The sequence below is a fragment of the Acidiphilium sp. JA12-A1 genome (assembly GCF_000724705.2).
Classification (GTDB): Bacteria; Pseudomonadota; Alphaproteobacteria; order Acetobacterales; family Acetobacteraceae; genus Acidiphilium; species Acidiphilium multivorum.
In genome coordinates, this window is the sequence record NZ_JFHO01000004.1 from 240,650 (window position 1) to 261,859 (window position 21,210).

At 63.4% G+C, this 21,210-nt stretch carries 18 protein-coding genes, 1 tRNA gene and 1 pseudogene; 10 read left to right on the forward strand and 10 right to left on the reverse strand.

The window, feature by feature from the left end; translation table 11 throughout:
* Positions 1 to 32: 32 nt before the first annotated feature.
* From pqqB to pqqE, 4 genes are read left to right on the forward strand one after another with little or no spacing between them, the layout of a single operon-like run.
* Positions 33 to 956, forward strand: coding sequence for a pyrroloquinoline quinone biosynthesis protein PqqB (gene pqqB, locus RT91_RS01790; RefSeq protein WP_011941261.1), 924 nt, complete (start codon positions 33 to 35; stop codon positions 954 to 956).
* The gene (gene pqqC, locus RT91_RS01795) at positions 953 to 1,693 is read left to right on the forward strand and encodes a pyrroloquinoline-quinone synthase PqqC (protein ID WP_035185342.1); all 741 of its coding nucleotides are present in this window, start codon (positions 953 to 955) and stop codon (positions 1,691 to 1,693) included. Before pqqB ends, pqqC begins: the two co-directional genes overlap by 4 nt.
* A complete protein-coding gene (gene pqqD / locus RT91_RS01800) occupies positions 1,690 to 1,965 on the forward strand; it encodes a pyrroloquinoline quinone biosynthesis peptide chaperone PqqD (RefSeq protein WP_035185344.1) in 276 nt (91 codons plus the stop codon). Before pqqC ends, pqqD begins: the two co-directional genes overlap by 4 nt.
* Positions 1,962 to 3,083: a pyrroloquinoline quinone biosynthesis protein PqqE gene (gene pqqE, locus RT91_RS01805; protein ID WP_035185346.1), complete on the forward strand. Its 1,122-nt coding sequence runs from the start codon at positions 1,962 to 1,964 to the stop codon at positions 3,081 to 3,083. The genes pqqD and pqqE overlap by 4 nt, the downstream gene beginning before the upstream one ends.
* Here pqqE and rlmB read toward each other — a convergent pair.
* On the reverse strand, positions 3,065 to 3,895 hold the full coding sequence (rlmB, locus tag RT91_RS01810) for a 23S rRNA (guanosine(2251)-2'-O)-methyltransferase RlmB (protein WP_035185349.1): 831 nt from the start codon (positions 3,893 to 3,895) through the stop codon (positions 3,065 to 3,067). The genes pqqE and rlmB overlap by 19 nt on opposite strands.
* A gap of 65 nt (positions 3,896 to 3,960) precedes the next feature.
* Here rlmB and RT91_RS01815 point away from each other — a divergent pair.
* Both RT91_RS01815 and RT91_RS21225 read left to right on the forward strand, forming a co-directional pair.
* Positions 3,961 to 4,046: transfer RNA gene (locus RT91_RS01815), tRNA-Tyr, on the forward strand.
* A 364-nt stretch (positions 4,047 to 4,410) separates the two neighbouring features.
* Complete coding sequence (locus RT91_RS21225) at positions 4,411 to 4,863, forward strand: hypothetical protein (protein WP_152982765.1); 453 nt, start codon at positions 4,411 to 4,413, stop codon at positions 4,861 to 4,863.
* A 76-nt stretch (positions 4,864 to 4,939) separates the two neighbouring features.
* Here RT91_RS21225 and RT91_RS01820 read toward each other — a convergent pair whose 3' ends face one another.
* Both RT91_RS01820 and pncA read right to left on the reverse strand, forming a co-directional pair.
* A complete protein-coding gene (locus tag RT91_RS01820; protein ID WP_240314142.1) occupies positions 4,940 to 8,026 on the reverse strand; it encodes an AsmA-like C-terminal region-containing protein in 3,087 nt (1,028 codons plus the stop codon).
* Positions 8,027 to 8,039: 13 nt separating this feature from the next.
* Positions 8,040 to 8,651 (reverse strand): bifunctional nicotinamidase/pyrazinamidase, encoded by a 612-nt coding sequence (gene pncA / locus RT91_RS01825; RefSeq protein ID WP_035185355.1) that lies wholly within the window; start codon positions 8,649 to 8,651, stop codon positions 8,040 to 8,042.
* Positions 8,652 to 8,780: 129 nt separating this feature from the next.
* On the opposite strand from pncA, the gene RT91_RS01830 reads away from it, so the two are divergent.
* The gene (locus RT91_RS01830; protein WP_007422711.1) at positions 8,781 to 9,533 is read left to right on the forward strand and encodes an SDR family oxidoreductase; all 753 of its coding nucleotides are present in this window, start codon (positions 8,781 to 8,783) and stop codon (positions 9,531 to 9,533) included.
* A gap of 11 nt (positions 9,534 to 9,544) precedes the next feature.
* Positions 9,545 to 11,326 (forward strand): IlvD/Edd family dehydratase, encoded by a 1,782-nt coding sequence (locus tag RT91_RS01835; RefSeq protein WP_035185357.1) that lies wholly within the window; start codon positions 9,545 to 9,547, stop codon positions 11,324 to 11,326.
* A gap of 54 nt (positions 11,327 to 11,380) precedes the next feature.
* Here RT91_RS01835 and RT91_RS01840 read toward each other — a convergent pair whose 3' ends face one another.
* From RT91_RS01840 to RT91_RS01860, 5 genes are all read right to left on the reverse strand, one after another.
* Positions 11,381 to 12,175 (reverse strand): YiiX/YebB-like N1pC/P60 family cysteine hydrolase, encoded by a 795-nt coding sequence (locus RT91_RS01840; protein WP_013639182.1) that lies wholly within the window; start codon positions 12,173 to 12,175, stop codon positions 11,381 to 11,383.
* A 132-nt stretch (positions 12,176 to 12,307) separates the two neighbouring features.
* The gene (gene cueR / locus RT91_RS01845; RefSeq protein ID WP_007422708.1) at positions 12,308 to 12,721 is read right to left on the reverse strand and encodes a Cu(I)-responsive transcriptional regulator; all 414 of its coding nucleotides are present in this window, start codon (positions 12,719 to 12,721) and stop codon (positions 12,308 to 12,310) included.
* Between the two features lie 24 nt (positions 12,722 to 12,745).
* Complete coding sequence (locus RT91_RS01850) at positions 12,746 to 15,808, reverse strand: efflux RND transporter permease subunit (protein WP_013639183.1); 3,063 nt, start codon at positions 15,806 to 15,808, stop codon at positions 12,746 to 12,748.
* A gap of 9 nt (positions 15,809 to 15,817) precedes the next feature.
* Positions 15,818 to 16,897 carry an efflux RND transporter periplasmic adaptor subunit gene (locus RT91_RS01855; protein ID WP_233489974.1) on the reverse strand — a complete coding sequence of 360 codons (1,080 nt, stop codon included), beginning with the start codon at positions 16,895 to 16,897 and terminating at the stop codon, positions 15,818 to 15,820.
* A 101-nt stretch (positions 16,898 to 16,998) separates the two neighbouring features.
* Positions 16,999 to 18,522, reverse strand: coding sequence for an efflux transporter outer membrane subunit (locus tag RT91_RS01860; RefSeq protein WP_035185359.1), 1,524 nt, complete (start codon positions 18,520 to 18,522; stop codon positions 16,999 to 17,001).
* Positions 18,523 to 18,674: 152 nt separating this feature from the next.
* Here RT91_RS01860 and RT91_RS01865 point away from each other — a divergent pair, with 152 nt between their 5' ends.
* The gene (locus RT91_RS01865; protein ID WP_035185362.1) at positions 18,675 to 19,403 is read left to right on the forward strand and encodes a TetR/AcrR family transcriptional regulator; all 729 of its coding nucleotides are present in this window, start codon (positions 18,675 to 18,677) and stop codon (positions 19,401 to 19,403) included.
* On the opposite strand, the gene RT91_RS01870 is transcribed toward RT91_RS01865, so the two are convergent.
* Together RT91_RS01870 and RT91_RS22965 are read right to left on the reverse strand one after the other, a co-directional pair.
* Positions 19,359 to 20,228, reverse strand: a complete 870-nt coding sequence (locus RT91_RS01870; protein ID WP_011941273.1) for a PaaX family transcriptional regulator C-terminal domain-containing protein — start codon at positions 20,226 to 20,228, stop codon at positions 19,359 to 19,361. The two genes, RT91_RS01865 and RT91_RS01870, sit on opposite strands and share 45 nt — an antisense overlap.
* A 209-nt stretch (positions 20,229 to 20,437) precedes the next feature.
* Positions 20,438 to 20,554: pseudogene (locus tag RT91_RS22965) on the reverse strand (integrase core domain-containing protein); the annotation flags it as partial.
* Between the two features lie 52 nt (positions 20,555 to 20,606).
* Between RT91_RS22965 and RT91_RS01875 the strand changes: the two are divergent.
* Positions 20,607 to 21,210 (forward strand): IS256 family transposase (locus tag RT91_RS01875; protein WP_035185364.1); only part of this gene is annotated, 604 nt, incomplete at its 3' end.

Below are 21,210 nucleotides of genomic sequence, written 5' to 3' on the forward strand. Positions count from 1 at the left end.
CCTCGCGCCGGTTCCGGCGATCTATCAAATCCATGAAGATCATCATTCTCGGCGCCGCCGCCGGAGGCGGCTTTCCGCAGTGGAATTGTGCCTGCGGCAATTGCGCGCGGGCGCGTTGTGGCGATCCGGCAGCGAAGCCGCGGACCCAAGCCGCGCTGGCCGTGAGCGTCAACGACTCGGATTATGTGATCTTTAACGCCTCTCCGGATCTGCGCGGGCAGATCCTTGCGACCCCCGCACTTCAGCCTCGTTCCGGACTGCGCGACAGTCCCATTGCGGCAGCGGTACTGACGGGAGGGGATGTCGACTTCACGGCCGGTCTGCTCAATCTGCGCGAGGGGCATCGGTTCGGCCTGTATGCGGGCCGGCGGATTTTTGACTTGCTCGGTGACAGCCAGATTTTCCGCGTGCTGGATGCCGGCCTGGTACCGCGCCGCGAGCTTCCGGTCGATGTGCCGACGCGGCTTGCCAACGGCGCGGGGCAGGATCTCGGAATCACCGTGGAAGCCTTCGTGGTACCAGGCAAGGTGGCACTTTATGCCGAGGATGTGAGCCGCGCGGATTTCGGCTCATCCGAGGGCGACACGATCGGGCTGCGCATTGCCGACGATCATGGCAGGGCGTTCTTCTATATCCCCAGCTGCGCCAGGGTTTCGGAGGATGTGGCAAGACGGGTGCGCGGTGCGGCGCTCGTCCTGTTCGACGGCACGCTTTGGCACGACAATGAAATGATCGAGGCGGGTCTGATGCCCAAGACAGGTGCGCGGATGGGGCATATCAGCGTCAGCGGGCCTGAGGGATCGATCGCTGCGTTCGCCGGGCTCGATGTCGCGCGGAAGGTGTTTGTTCATGTCAATAACAGCAATCCGATGATTCTTGACGACACGCCGGAGCGCGCCGAGGCGGAGCGCGCAGGGTGGATCGTTGCCCATGACGGGATGGAGATCGTGCTATGACGGTGCTGATGAGTCCGGACGAACTGGAAGCCGCGCTCCGCGCAGTGGGTGCGGCGCGGTACCACAACCGCCATCCGTTCCATCAGCTTCTGCACGGCGGGAAACTGGATAAGCGGCAGGTTCAGGCTTGGGCGCTCAATCGCTACTGTTATCAGGCGGCGATTCCGATCAAGGATGCCACGCTGATCGCCCGCACTGATGATTCCGAGTTGCGCCGGATCTGGCGCCAGCGCCTTGTCGATCACGACGGCACGCAACCGGGAGAGGGCGGCATCGTCCGCTGGCTGGCTCTCGCCGAGGGGCTGGGACTCGATCGCGACATGGTCATCAGCGAGCGCCGTGCCCTCCCGGCGACGCGGTTCGCCGTGCGCGCCTATGTCGATTTCGTGCGCGACCGCTCGTTGCTGGAGGCCGTGGCGTCGTCGCTGACGGAAATGTTCTCGCCGACGATCATTTCCGAGCGCGTTTCCGGCATGCTTGCCAATTACGACTTCATCACGAGGGAAACGCTGGCCTACTTCAATGCGCGTCTCGACCAGGCGCCGCGCGACGCCGATTTCGCGCTCGACTACGTCAAGCACCATGCCCGCACGCCGGAGCAGCAGCAGGCGGCCATCGCGGCGCTGACATTCAAGTGCGATGTGCTCTGGGCGCAACTCGACGCGTTGCACCATGCCTATGTCAGCCCGGGGCTGATCCCGCCGGGGGCGTTCGGCCATGATGGTATCTGGTCGTGACACTCACTGCTGACAGCGTGCCGCATCTGCCGCGGCACGTCAGGTTTCGCTTCGATGCAGCACGCAACTGCCACGTCCTGCTCGCCCCCGAGATGGTCATCATGCCGGATGCGATTGCGGTAGCGGTTCTCGATGCGGTTGATGGCATAGCCAGCGTCGGCGCGATCGCCGATACGCTTGCCGCGCGCTATGAGGCGCCGCGCGAGGCGGTGCTGGCGGATTGCATCGAGATGCTTAACGATCTCGCGAGGAAAGGGATGATCGCGTCATGAACGATCTCGCACCCGCCACGGTGAATGCAGCACGGCATGCACCCGCGCCGCCGCTCGCGATGCTGATGGAACTCACGCATCGTTGTCCGCTCAAATGCCCGTATTGCTCGAACCCGCTCGCCATGGACCGCGCGCGCGACGAGATGAGCACCGAAACATGGAAGCGGGTGATTAGCGAGGCGGCGGCGCTTGGCGCGCTGCAAGGGCATTTCTCGGGTGGCGAACCCATGGTGCGGGACGATCTGGTGGAGCTGGTCCGCCATGCGCATCGCGAGGGACTTTATACCAATCTGATCACCTCGGCGGTGCTGCTCGACAAGCGCCGGATGGATGAACTGGCCGAGGCCGGACTGGATCATGTGCAAATCAGCTTCCAGGGATCGGAGACTGCGTTAGCTGACCATATTGCAGGGTTGAGACATGCACATGTGAAGAAGCTCGCCGCGGCGCGGCTGGTGCGGGGCGCAGGCCTGGCCCTGACGGTGAACGCCGTGATGCACCGGCGCAACCTGCACCAGTTGCCGGCGATGCTCGACCTTGCGGTCGAGGCCGGGGCGCAGCGGATAGAGGTCGCGCATGTACAGTACTACGGCTGGGCGTTGAAGAACCGCGCGGCCCTGATTCCGACCCGTGCGCAGCTCGACGAGGCGACGCGCATCGTCGAGGTCGCGCGTCAGAAGCTCGAAGGCGTGCTGAACATCGACTATGTCGTGCCCGACTATTACGCATCTCGCCCCAAGGCCTGCATGGGCGGCTGGGCGCGGCGGTTCTTCAATGTGACGCCGTCGGGAAAGGTGCTGCCGTGTCATGCTGCGGAAACCATCGGTCATCTGCATTTCGAAACGGTTCAGGAGAAGTCGCTTGCCGAGATCTGGGCGCATTCCGAGGCGTTCAACGTCTATCGCGGCACGGAGTGGATGCCCGAGCCATGCAAGGGCTGCGATCGCGCGGAGATCGACTGGGGTGGATGCCGCTGCCAAGCGCTGGCCCTGACGGGTGATGCCGCGGCAACGGACCCTGCCTGCGGCCTCTCGCCGCATCATGCGATGATGAAGGAACTCGCTGTAGCGGAAAGCGCAGCGGGTGCCGAGGATTTCGCCTACCGGATGATTTCGTAGAGCGCCACGGCCGCGGCTGCTGACACATTAAGGCTTTCCATTCCGCCCGGCATCGGCAGCGAGACAAGTTCGTCGCAGGTTTCGCGGGTCAGGCGGCGCAGCCCTTCGCCCTCGGCCCCGAGCACCAGGGCGGCACGACGGTTGCCGATCGCGTCGCGCGACAGATGCGACAATCCTGCCGCATCGAGCCCCATGACCCACAGACCCGCCGCCTTTAGCGCGATCAGCGCCCGAGCGATGTTCACTGTGCGTAGCAGCGGTATCCGTTCCAGCGCGCCGGAAGCTGCCTTGGCGAGTGCACCGCCCTCCTCTGGGGCATTGCGTTCCTGCGCAATGACCATTGCCGCGCCGAAGGCCTGGGCTGAGCGCAGGATCGCCCCGACATTGCGCGGGTCGGTGATCTGATCGAGCACGAGAACCGGGCCCGGACGTTTGAGTGCGTCGTTCAGCGATGGCGGCACCAGGGGATCGGCCTGCAGGGCAACGCCCTGATGCACGATACCGCGGCCAAGCATCTGGTCGAGTCGATCGCGCTCGATCCGCTCGGGTTGAATCGGCCATGGATGCGGCAGGCGCCCGGCGAGTGCGGCTTCGCCTTCCTCGGTAACAACGAGGCGGCGCAGCCTGCGGGCGGGATTCGCAAGCGCCGCCTCGACGGAATGCAATCCATAGAGCCAAAGCCCACCGGCGGATGATGCGGGTCGCCGGTCACGCGGCGCATCGCCTTGTGGCCGCCTGTGAGGATGCGGGCCGCGAGGAAGTTTGTGGCGGCCGCCGTTGCCGGCCTTTCCGTGAGAGTGGCGCTTGTCCATGGCGGCTCTCTAGCCTGCGACCACCGATGTTGACAACGCCGGCGCGATCGAAGATTACGGGCGGCGGAGAGGTGCCCGAGTGGCTAAAGGGGGCGGACTGTAAATCCGCTGGCGCACGCCTACGTTGGTTCGAATCCAACCCTCTCCACCATCTCCCGATGAACTGAACCGGATGGATGCCTTGCAGCTTGCATGGCAAATCGTTCGGTCGTCAATTGTATGCGCGGAAACCCATATATTTCTGGGGTAAAATATCAATCATTATGAAATATAATCGTCAAAAATATTTCATAATGATTGTATTCGATGCGTAATAAAAAATAATTCTGAAAAATTATTCAACAAATTGAATAATCGGAGTTACTCTACGACGCTATAACGCGTTCGCCTTTCGAGGGGAGCTGCGGATGTCTGAGATTCTTGATCCTCGATACTACAGGCTCGTCGCGCCGGTTAACGTATGGGTATGCATAGGCCGGGCACGAGCGGAGCGCTCCGGCGGGCGTGCGGGGGCCATGCATCCAATCTACCTGGCTGCGGGCCTGTTGCCCGGTGATGAACTCGTTGAATACTGGCGTGAGGCCTTCGTGGTCTTCGCCGAGGGGATGGAGCGCTGGCCCGTTCAGTTTGAAACCCCTTTCGATCGCGATGAGGGCATCCGTAATCAACCGACTGTTGGAAAATCGGTTCCAGAGGGAATCCGGCAGTTTTGTCTGCGACCGTTGCCAGGGGGGCCGCGTCACCGGGCACAGGAGCAGGCCCCCGCCGATCAGAACCGGCACCCGGTGCAGGCAAGTCGCGTGGTGCGGCTAGATCCCGACGTGGAAGGTAATCAAGCCCGCATGTTTCGAAGCCCGGTAATGGCGACCCAGTATCTTGCCGGTACGCTGCTGGGCCTCCGTCTGACCGGGCAGTTTCGGCCAGACGTTGCCCACTATGCTCCCAAACGGTGGCTTGCCGCTTCATGATCGGCACTGTTCCGGCTCACGACCACAGTCGTTGAGACATGACGGCGTCAACTTTGGATAATGATCCGGGCGATGGTCAATGCATCGCCGAACTGGTCTCCGTGGTGGCGAGCATATCGTGGATCCAGCTAATCGCGGCAGCCACATCGATGCGGCTGCCGGGGTGTGCGGCAGGGCCAGCGATGGTCATGGAAAGGCTTGGCACGGTCTTGGCCTGAGAGACGGCAGGGCGGGCTGCCAGAGTCAGGTTCAGGTGGTCCTGCGCGAGATTGAGGTCGCCAGCCGCGGCCAGTTCGCCGGCCGGGCCACTGAGAGCGGCATGGTCGAGCCGCACAGTGCGCTGGCCAATCGTCGCCGTCAGATCAAGCAGATTGAAGGTGGTCGTTCCCTTGCCAAGCAAGCCGCGAAGAGCGTGGGCCGTCGCGATCGGACCAACGGGATGCGGCGCCTGGATGGCCGCGCCGAGTGTCTGTCCGACGCCGGCAAGATCAAGCCCTGAGATCGTGATGCCGTGACTCGACGCGGTGAGACTGCCTGCGAGCGAGCGCTGCCATGCCCGCCCGGAATCGCCCTGGGCCATGAGATTGGCACCGAGATCGACCGTGCCTCCGAAGAGCGGAAGCGCAAGGCCGTGGGTGGCAGCGATTGACGCAACGGCTGAGGCCCGTGCCCCGGTCAGGCTGGCCTGCAGGCTGAGCGTGGCCGGCGTGCTTCCCGCCGCGCCGGTGAGGATCGCGCGGCCCGAAAGCCTGCCGCCAACGACTTCCGCGCGGTTGAGCGTGACCGCGATGCGTGGCGCCAGCTTTCCCTGGTCGAGGGCAAGGCTGAACGACGCGTGCCGTGCCACCGTTTCGCCGAACCGTTCGACCCGTGCCGCGCTGAGGATGGGGAAATTGACGCGTAACCCGCTGCCAAGGGCGGCTCTGGCAGCTCCCTCCAATGCCGGCGGGGCGGGAACCGCCAGCGTATCGGCGGCAATTCTCCCGGAGATCTGTGGAGGACCGTCGGCCAGATCGGCGTTGATCCTGCCTGAAATCGTCAGCGCGCCGAGCGAGGCAACGAAATCGGAGAGGCCCATGTGGCCACCCACGAAGAAACCGGCAGCGCGTAGACTGGCCGACCCAGGGCCGGGCCAGCCGAGTCCGGCATGTTCGCCGAGCAGGTTGGCGCCGCCGAGGCTGCGTATCAACGCCACAGCATTCGGTGCCCGAAGCGTGATCGGACCTGCTGCGGAACGATTCGTGAGGTCGATCACCGGCGCGGCAGCGGCGTGAAGTGAGCCGAGACGGAGAGCCCACGTCGTCGCCAGCGCCTTCTCGGCGCCATCGGCAGCGATCGCAAGCGAAAAAGGTTGACGGAGCGCCTGGTGCGTTGCCCAGCGGTCCGGCAGACCGAGAATGCGTGCGAGTGCCGTCATTGTGTTCTGTGCGTCCGGCCCGGCCAGAAACAATCGGGCGCCGATCACATCGCCGTTGGCTTTGCGCAGTCCACGACCGAGGAGCAGCCCCCGGCCGAGATGCGCGCTGGCGAGGCGGATATGAACGCCTCCTCCGATGGCAGCATCGTGCAGGCTGGCGTCGACAAGCAGGTCGGTGGCTTCGATTTCAGGCTTTGCGCCTTTTGTGGCGGCAGGAACCGCGAGTTGACGCGCAGTGATCTGCACCGAGCCATCATAGCGTGGCTTTGCGCTCGAAAGGGCAACGGCCAGATGATCGAGCAGCAGATGATCGAGTGTCAGACGGGTCAGATCAAGACGAGCAACTATATGGGCCCGATCGCCTGCGGGGGTGATACGCGCGGCGCCAGTAAAGGCGGGGATCGCGGCGGTCGCGGCTTCCTTGCCCTGCAGATCATCGAGGCTGATCGTGCCGTCTGGTCCCAGGGTCATCCGTCCGTCAACATCGAGCGGACCGGCCCTGGCCGGCCATGACGGCAGGAACGGCAGCAGCGGCCGAAGTGCCGCCACTGTCGCCGCGGGATCGGGGGCGCGAAGGCTGAAATGTCCCGCTGCTGCCGGGCCGAGGGCGCCGGCGAAGCCGAGTTCGGCGTTACCGGGTAGTGTGGCTGTCAACGACTGGGCGCGCAGCGACCGGTCGTCTGCGAGGACCAAAGCGTTGGCTTTGGCGATCGGCACGCCGGCAACGGTGCCCGAAACGTCGAGGTTGGCGGCTACCGGCACGACGGAGCGTATCCGGGCGAGCAGGGCAGCGGCGATTCCGAGGTCGAGCCCATCGCCTTTCGCGGTGATTCGCAGCAGTGGCGCCGGGACGAGGGCCAATGCGCCCTGACCTTCCACCTGAGCCGAGCCGAATTGCGCGGAGACGTTTTCGAACGCGGCCAGGTGCCCGGTTGCCGCAAGCCGGCCGGTGACGTGCAGCGGAGCCGATGATTTTTGCAGTTCGGGCAGAAGCTCCGAAACGGCCTTCTTGTCCGCCGCTATATCGATAACGCCTTCGAGACGGCTATCGTGGCCGAGCGCGCCGTGGAAGGAGAGAGTGGTGAGGGCATCCTTGCCAAGTTTGAGTTCCGCCGTCATCGGGGCGGGGCCATCACTGCCGGTATCATCGACCCTGAGCGCGATCGCGGCCGGGGTTTTGCCGAGCATCGTGGTGCCGCTGGCGGAAATCACGGCCTGCGGGCCGCCGGTGAAGATCGAAAGGTTGGCGTGGTCGAGGCGCAGCGGGCCTATCCTGAAGGTGCCGTCATGCAGCGTCGCGTGCAGAGACCCGAGCCACGGCGGCGGTGCGAGGGCCTCCGCGCCGCCGGGCAGGGGCCAGGGCAGGGTAATGTATGGGTGTTGCAGGGCGAGGCGGGTTGCGCGAAGCCGGCCAAGCAGGAGGGGGCCCGGAGCGAGATCGAGTTTCAGGACGGCTGTCGTTACCTGCGCGCCATGCGGTCCGCCAATGATGACGTTCTCGGCGACCAGTTGGGGATCCGGCAGCAGAGATAGCGTGATCGGCCCCTCGATATAAACCGGCCGGCCGACAACTCCGCTCGCCAGTCGCTCGATCGCGCCTCGATGATAATCGCCGGAGATCAGCCTGGGCCCGTAAAGCGCGGCAGCGCCGATCAGCATGGCAAGACCCAGCAAACCGGCAATGAGAGTGGCACGCCTGCGCGAGGCCCTCTGCCTAGTCCGCTGCTGCTCGCCGTCGCCGGTCATGAAGCCGCTGGTATCAGACCGCGGCGATCCGCGCCACGCCTGCCGCGGTCATCGCCTGCCACGCTGCCGCCAGCGATCCATCCAGATCGATGCCCCGGCAGGCCGGCTCGATCACACGTGCTTCCAGACCGAAGCGCCTCGCATCCTGTGCCGACCAGGCGACACAATAGTCAGTCGCGAGGCCGCAGAGATCGACCCGCTCGATGCCGCGGGCGGCGAGCCAGCCGTCGAGACCCGTGCGGGTTGTCCGATCGGCTTCCAGGAAGGCGGAATAGGAATCGATCAGGCGATTCAATCCCTTGCGCTGGATCACTGCGGCATGGGGAATATGGAGGTCGCGGTGCAGCGCTGCGCCGGGGCTGTCCATCACGCAGTGATCCGGCCAGAGCACCTGCGTTCCGTAGACGAGGGGTATGGTTTCGAACGGAGACCGTCCCGGATGCTGGCTGGCGAAGGAGACATGGTCGGCCGGGTGCCAGTCCTGCGTGATGACGACCGTCTGGTAGTGCCGCGCAAGAGCGTTGATCACCGGCACCACCACGTCGCCATCCGGTACGGCAAGGGCACCTCCGGCGCAAAAATCTGTCTGGACATCGATGACGAGAAGCGCGGTGCGGCTGTCCATATCGTGAAGATAGTCCGCATCGGACCGGCGAGATAGGGGGGCGGACGGTTGCCGAAGATGTCCGTTATCGGTAATAATCACAGTTGTTGCCTGCGACGCGGGCGGCGGCGCAGGAGAGGCAGCGACAAGATGGCACATTTCGGGCGAGTAGCGGGAAAGACCGCGCTGGTGAGCGCCGCGGGGCAGGGTATCGGCCGCGCGATTGCCGAGGCGCTGATACGCGAAGGGGCACAGGTGATCGCGACCGATCGTGATCCGAAGCTACTCGACGGGCTGACTGGTGCCGAGACCGTGCAGCTGGACGTGCTGGAGGATACCTCAATCAGAGCGCTTGCGTCCTCGCTGGGCAAGATTCACATTCTGGTGAATGCCGCAGGTTTTGTCGCGCACGGCTCCGTGCTGGAGTGTTCCGAGCGCGATTGGGCCTTTTCCTTCGATCTAAACGTTACCGCCATGTTCCACATGATCCGTGCCTTTCTGCCGGGGATGCTGGAGGGCGGCGGAGGATCGATCATCAACGTCGCTTCGGCCGCCGGGTCCATCAAGGGTGTACCAAACCGTTTTGCCTATGGCGCGTCGAAGGCCGCCGTTGTCGGGCTGACCAAATCGGTCGCGGCGGATTACGTGACGCAGGGCGTGCGCTGCAATGCCATCTGCCCCGGTACGGTGGAGAGCCCGTCACTGCGCGGACGTATCGCGGCCCTTGCCGCGGCTCGCAAAGTCGATGAAGCCGTTATCGAGGCCGAATTCATCGCCCGCCAGCCCATGGGGCGGCTCGGCATGCCGGAGGAGATCGCTTCTCTCGCGCTTTATCTCGCATCCGACGAGTCCCGATTTACCACAGGCGTCGCCCATGTGATCGACGGCGGCTGGTCGAACTGAAGGAACCCGCCATGAGCAGTACCCCGAAACGTCTCCGCTCCACCCAATGGTTCGATAACCCGGATAATCCCGGCATGACGGCGCTCTATCTCGAGCGCTACCTCAATTACGGGCTGACGCGCGAGGAACTGCAATCCGGCAAGCCGATCATCGGCATCGCGCAGACGGGCAGTGACCTGTCGCCCTGCAACCGGCATCATCTCGAACTCGCCAAGCGCGTGTCGGATGGAATCCGTGCTGCGGGCGGCGTGCCGATCGAGTTTCCGGTGCATCCGATCCAGGAAACCGGCAAGCGGCCGACTGCGGCGCTCGACCGCAATCTTGCCTATCTCGGACTGGTCGAGGTGCTCTACGGCTATCCGCTGGACGGCGTGGTGCTCACCACCGGCTGCGACAAGACCACGCCGGCGATGCTGATGGGGGCGGCAACGGTGGATCTGCCGTCCATCGTGCTGTCTGGCGGGCCGATGCTGGATGGGCATTTCGAGGGCGAACTGGTGGGCTCCGGCACCGTCGTGTGGGAAGCGCGGCGGCGGCTCGCTGCTGGCCAGCTCGACTACGACAAGTTCATCGACATGGTGGCCGGCTCGGCGCCAAGCGTTGGCCATTGCAACACGATGGGCACGGCATCCTCGATGAACGCGATGGCCGAGGCCCTTGGCATGTCGCTGCCCGGCTGCGCCGCCATCCCGGGGCCCTACCGCGAACGCGCGCAGATCGCCTACGAGACAGGCAAGCGGATTGTCGCGATGGTCCACGAGGATTTGCGGCCGTCGAAGATCCTGACGCGCAAGGCGTTCGAAAACGCGATCGTCTGCGCCTCGGCGATCGGTGCCTCGACAAACTGCCCGCCGCACGTCATCGCCATCGCACGGCATATCGGCGTCGAACTCGACATCAAGGACTGGGACCGGATCGGCTACGAGATTCCGCTTCTGGTCAACATGATGCCGGCGGGCAAGTATCTTGGCGAGTCCTACTACCGTGCGGGCGGGCTGCCGGCGGTGATCGGCGAGCTGATCCGCCAGGGCAAATTCCACGCCGACGCACTGACCGTGAGCGGCCGCAGCATGGGCGAGGAGAACGCCGGGAAGCGCAGCATTGATGCCGACGTGATCCGCAGCTTCGACGATCCGCTGGCCGAACATGCCGGCTTCGCCGTGCTGAGCGGCAACCTGTTTTCCAGCGCGATCATGAAGACCTCAGTGATTTCAGAGGAATTCCGTGACCGCTACATGCGCCGGCCCGGTGATGAGGACGCTTTCGAGGGACGCGCGATCGTCTTCGAGGGGCCGGAAGATTATCACCACCGGATCAACGATCCCACGCTGAACATTGATGAAAACTGCATCCTGGTGATCCGCAATTGCGGACCCATCGGCTATCCGGGTTCGGCCGAAGTGGTGAACATGCTGCCGCCGGACGCACTGGTGCGTCAGGGCGTGAACCAGTTGCCCTGCATTGGTGATGGCCGGCAGTCCGGCACTTCGGGAAGCCCCTCGATCCTGAATGCCTCGCCGGAATCGGCGGTGGGCGGCGGCCTTGCACTGCTCAAGACCGGCGATGTTATCCGCGTCGATCTCAAGGATCGCAGCGCCAACATCCTGATCGACGAGGCCGAGCTTGCGGCGCGGCGGGCGGCGTTGACCTTGCCGGACCTGGTCAACCAGACGCCCTGGCAGGAAATCCATCGCCGTTTCACCGGCCAGCTCGAAACCGGTGCTGTGCTGGAGAATGCTCCGCAATATCAGCGCGTCGCCGAGCGTTTTGGTGTGCCGCGCGACAACCACTGATCTTGACCTTGCTGCCGCCCGGAGCTGGCTCCGGGCGGCAGCAAGCCGATTTGCCTAACGCCAGAGGCGGCGGCCGGTGCCATCCGGCCCACGGAGTGCGTCGCGCGCCGCCTCGATCGCGCCGGGGTTGCCGACGAGCGAGGGCTTCACCACCTCGAAATAGGGCGAGACATCGAAGTCGCGTGGCACGAAGAGTTGATGATCGCGCACGCGGAGAATTTCGGCGACGCAGATATCGCAATCATGTGCGTGCGAGTCGTTTGGGCCGATCATCGGCAGGATCGGATAAAGTACCGACTGGAAGGCCTGTGCGACGAGTGTCGAGCAGATCGCGCGCGTGGGGTCACCGGCGCCGAAGGCGATGAGGCGGCGGCGCAGATGCACCGGCACCGGCGGGGTCGGGATCATGTAGCGTAGAAGATCGAATACGTTCCGCAGATCGTAGCGGGCGCCGCGGCGGGATAGTGCGAAATCGATCACGCGCTGTCGTTCGCTTTCCGACAGGCCGACCGCGCGGCAGATGCGCAGATGATAATCTCTGAATGCTTCGAGCCCCACCATCCGCACGCCCTCGACCACATCGGCTTCGATAAAGCACGGTTCGGGAGGCGTATCCGGCAGGCGCCGCCGCAGGCCGACATAAAGCGCGACGTGCGACCAGGTGGACTGGGTCAGATACTTGATGGCGATGCTGAACCGGCTGTGACCCTCTACCAGCACCACGTCGGCGGGTTGGAGACAGGCAACAAGCTGGCCGATATCCGTTGCCGGGGCGATGGCGTGGCCGTGCGTGGGAGCGGACAGAAAGCGTGCAAGCCGGGTACCGATCCAGCCGGCAACGCGGTTCATCAGTGGCGCTGACCTTGCGCGCCGTATCGCGCCATGTGCGCTCCTCCCGGTGTCGTATTCCGACGGATTATCCAGAGCAAATCATAAGCCGCAGCGAAGGCTTGAATCAAAGGAAAGAATGACCGGCGGCGTTCAACTTCCGGGGTTTGCCAGTTCTTCGAGAATGGGGCAGTCCGGCCTGTCACTGCCATGGCAGCTTTCAACGAGGCGCCTCAGCTCCGCGCTCATGGAATGTAGCGCCGCTGCTTTCGCCTCGAGTTCGGCGATATGGGCAACGGCGATGGCCTTCACGTCGCGAGAGGGGCGGTTACGGTCGCGCCAGAGCGAAAGCAATGCCCGGATATCGACGATGGCAAAGCCGAGGTCACGGGCGCGGTGAATGAAGCGCAACTCGTGCACCAACCGCTCATCGTAAAAACGGTAATTGTTGGCTTCGCCGCGCAGCGGCGGCGTGATCAGGCCGATCCGTTCGTAATGGCGGATCATCTTGGCCGAAACGCCGCTCCGCGCCGCGGCCTCGCCGATCGTGATCTCCGTCCGGGTCATGCTGCCGCCTCACGCTACATGAGGTCAGCCATGGCTGACCTCATCCTCCGTACGATGCTTCTGACCTACCACCATATAAACCGCGGGCAGCACGAACAACGTGAAAAGTGTGCCTATCGAAAGGCCTGCGGCGATCACCATGCCCATATTGAACCGGGCGGCCGCGCCGGCGCCGCTGGCGATGATCAGCGGCAGTACGCCCAGCACCATGGCTGCCGTGGTCATCAGGATCGGCCGCAGCCGGATGCCGACCGCGTGCTCGATCGCCTCGCGCTTGGTCATGCCGGCGAGTTGCGCTTCGTTCGCGACCTCGACGATCAGGATGCCGTGCTTGCTGATCAGTCCCATCAGCGTGACCAGACCCACCTCGGTATAGATGTTCAGGCTGAGCCCGAAGCCGAGATAGATAAAGATCAACGCGCCGACGATGGCCATCGGCACCGAAACCAGAATGATGAGCGGATCGCGGAACGAATTGAACAGTGCCGCGAGCGCAAGGAAAATCACGATCACCGCGAAGCCGAATGTCGCGACGAAGCCGCCCTGTTGCTGGATGAACTGACGCATCGGGCCGCCGTAATCCACCTCGTACCCGCTCGGAAGATCCTTCGCCGCGATCTGCTGCAATACCTTCACCGCCTCGCCGGTGGAGACGCCCGGCGCTGCGACACCCTGGATCGTTGCGGCGTTCAACTGCTGAAAGTGGTTGACGGATTCCGGGATGACCTCATTGCGGATGGTTGCGATCGCGCCAAGCGGGATCGGGACGCCGTTGATGTTGGCGACCGGATAGTCGAGCAACTGTGACACGTTCAGCCGGCTTGCCTGGGTGACCTGCGGGATCACCTTGTAAGAGCGGTTGTCGAGGCTGAAATAATTCACGTAAAGCCCGCCAAGCGCCTGTGCCATCGCGGCGCCAACCTGACTCATGTCGAGCCCGAGAGTGGCCGCCTTGGCACGGTTGATCACGACGGTGGCCTGCGGCTGATCGATCTTCAGGTCGCTTTGCAGGAAGATGAACTTGCCGGTTTTCAGCGCTCCGGCCAGCACTTTCTGCGCCACGCCGTTGAGGGCGCTGAACGGATCGGTCGTCTTGATCACGAACTGCACCGGCAGACCCTGCGAGCCAGGAAGCGGTGGGGGCTGGAATGCGACAATCTGTTGGCCGGCGACACCCTCTGCCGCCTGCTTCTGGATTTCGTTCTGCAATGCAGTTGCCGACTTCGTCCGTTCCGTCCAGGGTTTGAGGACCATGCCGGCGATCGCGAAGGTCGGCGTTTCGAACTGGAAGGTATGGCCGACCGACTTGTGCGACATCATCAGCCGGTTCAACTCCCGGTCCCAGAGCAGCTTCTGCTGGAGGGTGGCGTTCGGCGCCGAGGTCGAGGAGAGGATCACCACGCCCTGGTCTTCCTGCGGCGCGAGTTCGCTCTTCGCCCCGGCGGCGAGGAAATAGATGCTGCCGAGCACGATGGCGCCGAAGACGAGCGTGACCGGCAGGGTGCGCAGACTGCTGCGAAGCATCCGCATGTAGCGCCGATGCACCGTGTTGAAGAGTTTGTCGATGAAGTGAACGAGGCGGGCTTCCCAGTCGGTGCCGTCGCGCGGAATGTGATGCAGCAGGCGGGAGGAGAGCATCGGCGAGAGGGTGAGCGCGATGATCGCCGACACCGTCACCGCCGAGACCAGGGTAAAGGCGAACTCGGTGAACAGGGCGCCGGTCAGGCCGGACTGGAAGCCGATCGGCACATAGACCGCGGCGAGAACGACGGTCATCGCAATGATCGGGTTGGCGAGTTCGGCGGCGGCGTTGATCGCGGCGTGCAGTTTCGTTTCGCCGTTGTCGAGATGGCGGTTGACGTTCTCGACAACGATGATCGCATCGTCCACCACCAGGCCGATTGCCAGCACGAGGGCCAACAGCGTCAGCAGATTGATCGAGAAGCCGAGCATCAGCATTGCCGCGAATGTGCCGATCAGCGAAAGCGGAATCGCGATCACGGGGATAAACACCGATCGCGGCGTGCCAAGGAAGGCGAAAACCACGAGCACGACAATCAGCAGAGCCTCGATCAGTGCCGCGACCACCTCATGGATCGAGGCGTTCACGAAGGCCGCCGAGTTGTAGACAATCGCGCCGTCGAGCCCTGCCGGCAACTGCTTCTGGATTTCCGGGAAGCGCTTCTCGACGCCGCTGATTACCGAGAGCAGGTTGGCGGCGGGTGCGACCTGGATGCCGATATAGACACCCGGCTTGCCGTCGAAGGCGACTTCGGCATCATAGCTGTCGGAGCCGAGCTTCACCCGCGCCACATCGCCGAGCCGCACGATTGCGCCACCCGACTGCTTGACGATCAGACGGCGGAACGCGGCGGCGCTGTGCAGCGAGGTCGATGCCGTCAGCGTATCCTGGGTCATCGTGCCCTTGGTGTTGCCAAGCGCGCTGATAAAATCGTTGCCGGCAAGCGCATCGTATACATTGGTCGCGGTCAGGCCATAGGCCGCGAGCTTCGCGGGCTCCAGCCAGATCCGCATCGCAAAGTTCTGCGCGCCAAGAATCTCCGCCGTCTGCACTCCCGGCACCGACTGCAACTGCGGTTGCACGACTCGGGTGAGATAGTCCGTGATCTGGTTCGGTGACAGGACGTTGCTCTTGAAGCCGATATACATGGCATCGAGCTGCTGGCCCACCTGCAGCTTGAGCTGGGGTTGCTGTGTACCCGACGGCAACTGGTTCAAAACCGACTGGATCTGAGCCTGGATCTCGGTCAGCGCCTTGTCCGGATTGTAGTTGAGGATGAGGAAGACCTTGATCGTGCTGGTCGAGGTCTGGCTCTGCGAGGTCATGTAGTCGATGCCGTTGACCTGTGCGATCGCATGTTCGATCGGCGTCGTCACGAAGCCGGCAATGGTGTTCGGGTCGGCGCCCGGATAGGTGGTGGTGATCGTGATCGTCGCGTTCTCTGTCTTCGGATATTCGAGGACAGGAAGCCCGGCGAGCGCGCGCAGACCGAGCACGAGGATCGCAGCGCTGACCACGATCGACAGCACAGGCCGCCGGATGAATAGGGTCGTGAGATTTTTCATGGCGTGCGCTTATTCGTTCGGCACGGAGGGATTGGGCAGGTTCTGCGGCAGGATCTTGTTGTTGATCGCGACAGGTGTGCCGTTTTTCAGCTTCATCTGGCCCGCGACCACGACCTCGTCGCCCGATTTGAGGCCCTTGAGCACGGCGACCTGATCGCCGCGCGTCTGTCCCAGGGTCACGAAAACCTGTTCGGCAGACTTGTGCGTCTTGCTCCGCTTGTCGGGTTTCACGAGAAATACAGTATCGCCGTAAGGATTGTAGGCAATTGCCGTCTTCGGCAAGGTGATTTCGTTTTGCGGCGCGCCGACATCAATGCTGACCCGCGCGAACATGCCGGGTCGGAGTTCCTCATGCGGATTGGTCAGCACCGCACGGATTTGGATCATGCGCGTTGCTGTCCCGACGGCGGAATCGAGCGCCGTAATCTTTCCTTTGAACTCGATGCCGGGGAATCCGTCCACGGAAATGTCGGCCTTCATGCCCGGCCGAATCGTCCGCAATGCGGTCTGCGGCAGGTAGAAATCGACGGCGATCGGGTTGAGCTGCTCAAGCGTGGCGATGGTTGTGCCAGCGGCGAGGAACTCACCGATATCGACGGCGCGAATGCCGATTCTGCCGGAGAATGGCGCGTAAATCCTTTTCTCCTGCATCAGCGCCTTCTGGCTGCGCACCTGCGCTTCGGCGCTGGCGAGATTGGCCCGGTCAGTATCGACAGTCTGCGCGCTCACCGCCCGTGCCTGATACTGGGCGAGATCACGCCGATAGGTGATCGCGTCGAGTTTTGCCGTCGCTTCCAGCTGTGCGAGCACGGCATCGTCGTTGTTCGGACGAAGGGTGAGCAGGAGCTGGCCTTTGTTCACGTCCTGGCCCGATCTGAAGTCGATCGTGTTGACGATGCCAGCGACCTGTGCCGAGAGAGCGGCTCCCTGAAGCGCCACGAGGCTGCCGGTGGCCGTCTCGGTATTCTGGAACGGTGTTTCCTTCGCGACCATGGTCGCGACCGTCTGCGGCGGGTTCTTCAGCGTGGCGATAAATTTCGCGATCATCACGTCGCGGAACGCGCCGAAGCCGAAGATCGCGCCGAGCACGAGGGCCGCAAGCACGAGCATCACGATCATGCGCAGCAGGATCGAGGGTTTCTTCGTCTTGTGCTCGGGTGTTTCGCTGGCGGTTCCGGGGGCGGGCGCCGTCATGGCAATACTCCACAGCAGGTTTCGACTTGCTTCTTCACGTCATGCCGGTGCCACCAGCCGCCACCGAGAGCCTGGAACAGCGCCGCCGTATCGGCATAGCGCTGGGCAGTGGCCTTGATGCGGGTGATGACGGCCGATTCGTAGGTTTGCTCGGCGGTCAGCACCGAGGTGTAGGGCACGCCGCCGAGGCGGAACTGACGCTCGATGAGATTGAGGCTGCGCTGCGCGTCGTGCTCGGCCGCAGTGTCCGCCGCAAGCGCGATGGCGTCGTAATGCAGGGCTTCCAGTGCGTCCGCCACGTTCTGGAAGGCGAGTACGACCGTGTTCTCATAGGTCTCGGCAGCTGCCTTCATGGTCGCAACAGCGGCGCGGCGCTTGTAGAACAGCGTGCCACCCTCGAAGAAGGGCTGGGTGATGCCGGCGGCAAGATTCCACAACAGGGTCTGCGGAGCGAACAGGGCCTGGCCGTCCAGCGCTTCATGGCCGATGCCGGCGGAAAGGGTGATTTGCGGCAGCATGTTCGCGGTGGCGACGCCGACCTGCGCCGTGTCCTGGTGCAAGACCGCTGCCGCCTCGCGAATGTCTGGGCGCTGGCGTACCAGCGCGGAGGGGAGGCTCACCGGCAGGCTTTCCGGCAGCGCGAGATCGGCCAGGGTGAAATCGGCTGCGTGGAAGCGGCTCGGAGGAACTCCTTCATAGGCTGCGAGCTGGTCCCGTGTCTGCGCGAGCTGCTTGCGCAGAGGCGGTAGTGTTGCTTCTGTCTGGGCCAGCTGGGTGCGTTGGGTGATCGCGTTGGTTTCGGGAATGCCTCCAAGCGCCACCTGACGGTCGAGAATGTCGAGCAGTCCTTTCTCCGCGCGGATGATCCGCTCCGTCGCCTCGATCTGGGCGGTCAGCGAAGCTTCGGTAACCGAGGCGGTGACGATGTTGGCAGTGAGCGAGAGATAGGTAGCCTCAAGTGCGAATCGCTGCTGTTCGGCCTGAGCATGCAGGCTTTCGACTTGCCTCCGTGTGCCGCCAAACACGTCGGGCGCATAGGATACCGCGACGGAGGCGTTGCGCAGCGAATAGGTGAGGCCGGCGCCGGCAGAGCCGAGGCCCGTCGTTCCCAGTCCGCTGCGCACTCGTTCGGCCTGGAAACTTCCAGAGATTGAAGGGAAAAACCCGCCTTCGGCTGCTCGGGCGGTGTCGCGTGCGGCCAGCAGGGTGTACTGGGCCGATTTCAGGCTCGGATTGTTCGCCAGAGCCTTACGGATCAGCGTATCAAGTGGTTTCGAATGGTAGAGCGTCCACCATTCGCCAGCGATTTTCTGGCCGATCACGAGATGCTGCGCAGTTCCTCCTGCGCCGGAGGTCGAAGCCGTGCTGTTGGGCAGTCGGCTTGTGGTGTAGCTATGCAGCTTCGGGGCCGCGGGCTGGTGATAGTTCGGGCCGACCGCGCAACCCGCGAGCAGCGTGGTGCCGAGCAGAACCGTTGCCAGCCGGACGCGGCGATGAAGCAGGATATCGGAAAAGTTCATGATATGCAGTACCTGGCGTGCCTGAACTGAACGCGGACAGAACCGCCAGCCTGCACGCGGGAGCCTCCTCAGTGGACAAGTGGAAACTACAGAGTTTTCTGCCGATGCGTCAAGATATCGAAAAGAGGCCGATTTAATATTGAAATTCATGAATGTTCCTGCGATGGGAGAAGAAGGCGAGGAACTGGCTGATGGGTATTGTCACACGAGTTTGCCGCCGGCGCGACGCCGCAGATGCGGCGCGGCAACGGCGCGATGCGCTGATCGAGACGGCGGAACGGGTGTTCCTTCGCAAGGGGTATCATGCCGCGACGATGGACGATATTGCCGCGGAGGCCGGCATGTCGAAGCGAACGCTTTATCAGCTTGTGGACTCCAAGGAAGACCTGTTCACCGCTCTGCTCGAGCGCCGCCGTCGCCCTCTTGATGTTTCCGGCATTGAGACCGAGGGGCGGCCGGTGGACGACGTATTGAACGATATGCTCCGCTTGTGGGCGCACCACGTGTTGAGCCCGTCGATTATCGCACTTGCCCGGCTGATCATGGCGGAATACATGCATGGCCGGACGCTCTCCCGCCTGCTGGATCGGGAGGGGGCAAAGCCGTGCCGTGATGCGCTGCGGGATTATTTTTCCGCCAGTGCCGCCAGCGGATCCCTCGCCATCGACGATCCCGAAGAGGCGGCACACATGCTTTACGGGATGGCGATCGGTAATATCCACATCGAAATGCTTTTGGGCATCGGAAAGGCCCGTAGCCGTGCCGAAATCGATGCCCGGATTGCCCGTGCTGTCGGCTTGTTCCTCGGTGGGGCCAGGCCAAGCGGGCGGGTGGGATCAGACGTGCCCGCGCAGGTCCGCGAAACGATGGCGCAGAGTTGAATCTGCCGTCGGTAACGCGCCTGTCTCGGTCGCGCCGTTATGGCTCAGCCAGAGCTCCGATGCATCGAGTAGCGCCTCGTAGAGTTGGGCACAGAGTCGGCGCGCCCCGTCGCCGGCCCACTCTTCCGGTAGGAAAGTAGCCGGCAGACGCGGGTCCCGCAGCACAATCCGCCGGTAGTCATGGATCAGCAGCAGCCGGGCCAGCAGCGCATCGCGCGGATCGAAAGCCGGGGCGTCGGCCGTAAGCCCGCCGAAAATGGCAAGAAATCCCTTGTAGTGATCGCACAAGGCATCCAGTCGCCAGGCCCGCGCCGCCAGTCGGCGCAGTGATTCCGGGCCGCCGGTTGCTCGAAGAACGATGCTCCCAGCTTCGAGCGAGCGTGGCAACGGCCGGTCCGGAGCGAGCAGTATGCCTTGCCATGAGGCAAAGCCGAGTCGGTTGAACCGCTCGCGTGCAGGTTCCCGGCCCGGTCCTGGCTCGGGGAGGGCGATGATCAGGCTCCGAGCTGCTGTGCCACGAGGCCGACCGTAGATATGTCGCGCGGCGCGGATGAACTCACCGCGGCGTGACGGGCCGATCCGGTAGTAACTCGAACGGCCACGGCGGCTCGCCACCAGCCAGCCATCAGCGGCAAGCCTCGAGATAGCGGTACGTATTACACCCGGGCCAATGCCAAGGGACTCGAACAGGTCGAGTATGGTAGCGAGAGCAATGGCGCTGCCGCGTGGTAGCAGAGCATCCCCGAACAGCGTTACGATAAGCGATCCGGTATGGGAGGGTTGCTCATGCAATCGGGCCACAAGAGCGGCGACATGATGGTTCATGGTCGGATAAGACCTTAATCCGCCCAGCTTCGCCAGTGCTGCGTTAACCGAACCGTGACAATGGCCAAGACGACCTGCTCCCCCGATTGTTGCCGACCAAGGGTAGAGTCTTGTTCCTTCATGATGGTTGTTTGAGGTGAATGCAACGCGTCTGGGGGCATGCCTCCAAATACGTTGGCCGATGATCTTGGCGGGGGCCTTTCCGCCCAGTTTCGAGTACGGCCTCCGGTATTGTAGCCGTGTTGCCAGACAATGAGGACGAGCCGTGCATGGGATAGCGAGGTGAACAGCGCCTCGCTGAGACATTGGTCCCGCAGGCGTCGGCACTATCCTGAATTTGGTGTGTGGTTTGGATAATGGGCAGAAAGGAAGGCCCATATGGCACGACGGACGGCACCGGCGATCCCGGGCGATTTGCTGGACCAGCTTCTGGCTGGTGGTGACGCGGCGGCAGCGCTGAATTCTGGGGACCTGGTGAACGCGCTGAAGAAAGCCCTGGCGGAGCGGGTCTTGAGCGCGGAGATGGATTACCATCTGAGTGACGAAGCGGAGGCGGAGAACAGCCGCAACGGCTATGGCCGCAAGTCGGTGTCGACCGGCACGGGGAAGATCGAGATTGCGATCCCGCGAGACCGTGCGGGTAGCTTTGATCCGCAGTTGATCGCCAAATACCAGCGCCGGTTTCCAGGCTTCGATGACAAGATCATCTCGATGTATGCGCGGGGGATGAGCACCCGGGAGATCGCGGAACATCTGCGCGAGATCTACGGCATGGATGCTTCGGCGGAGCTGATCAGCACGATCACCGATGCGGTTCTGGACGAGGTGACATCCTGGCAGCAGCGTCCGCTGGACCCGGTCTATCCGCTGGTATTCTTCGATGCCATCCGGGTGAAGATCCGCGACGAGGGCGTGGTCCGCAACAAGGCGATCCATATCGCGCTGAGCGTCATGGCCGACGGGACGAAGGTCGTGCTCAGAT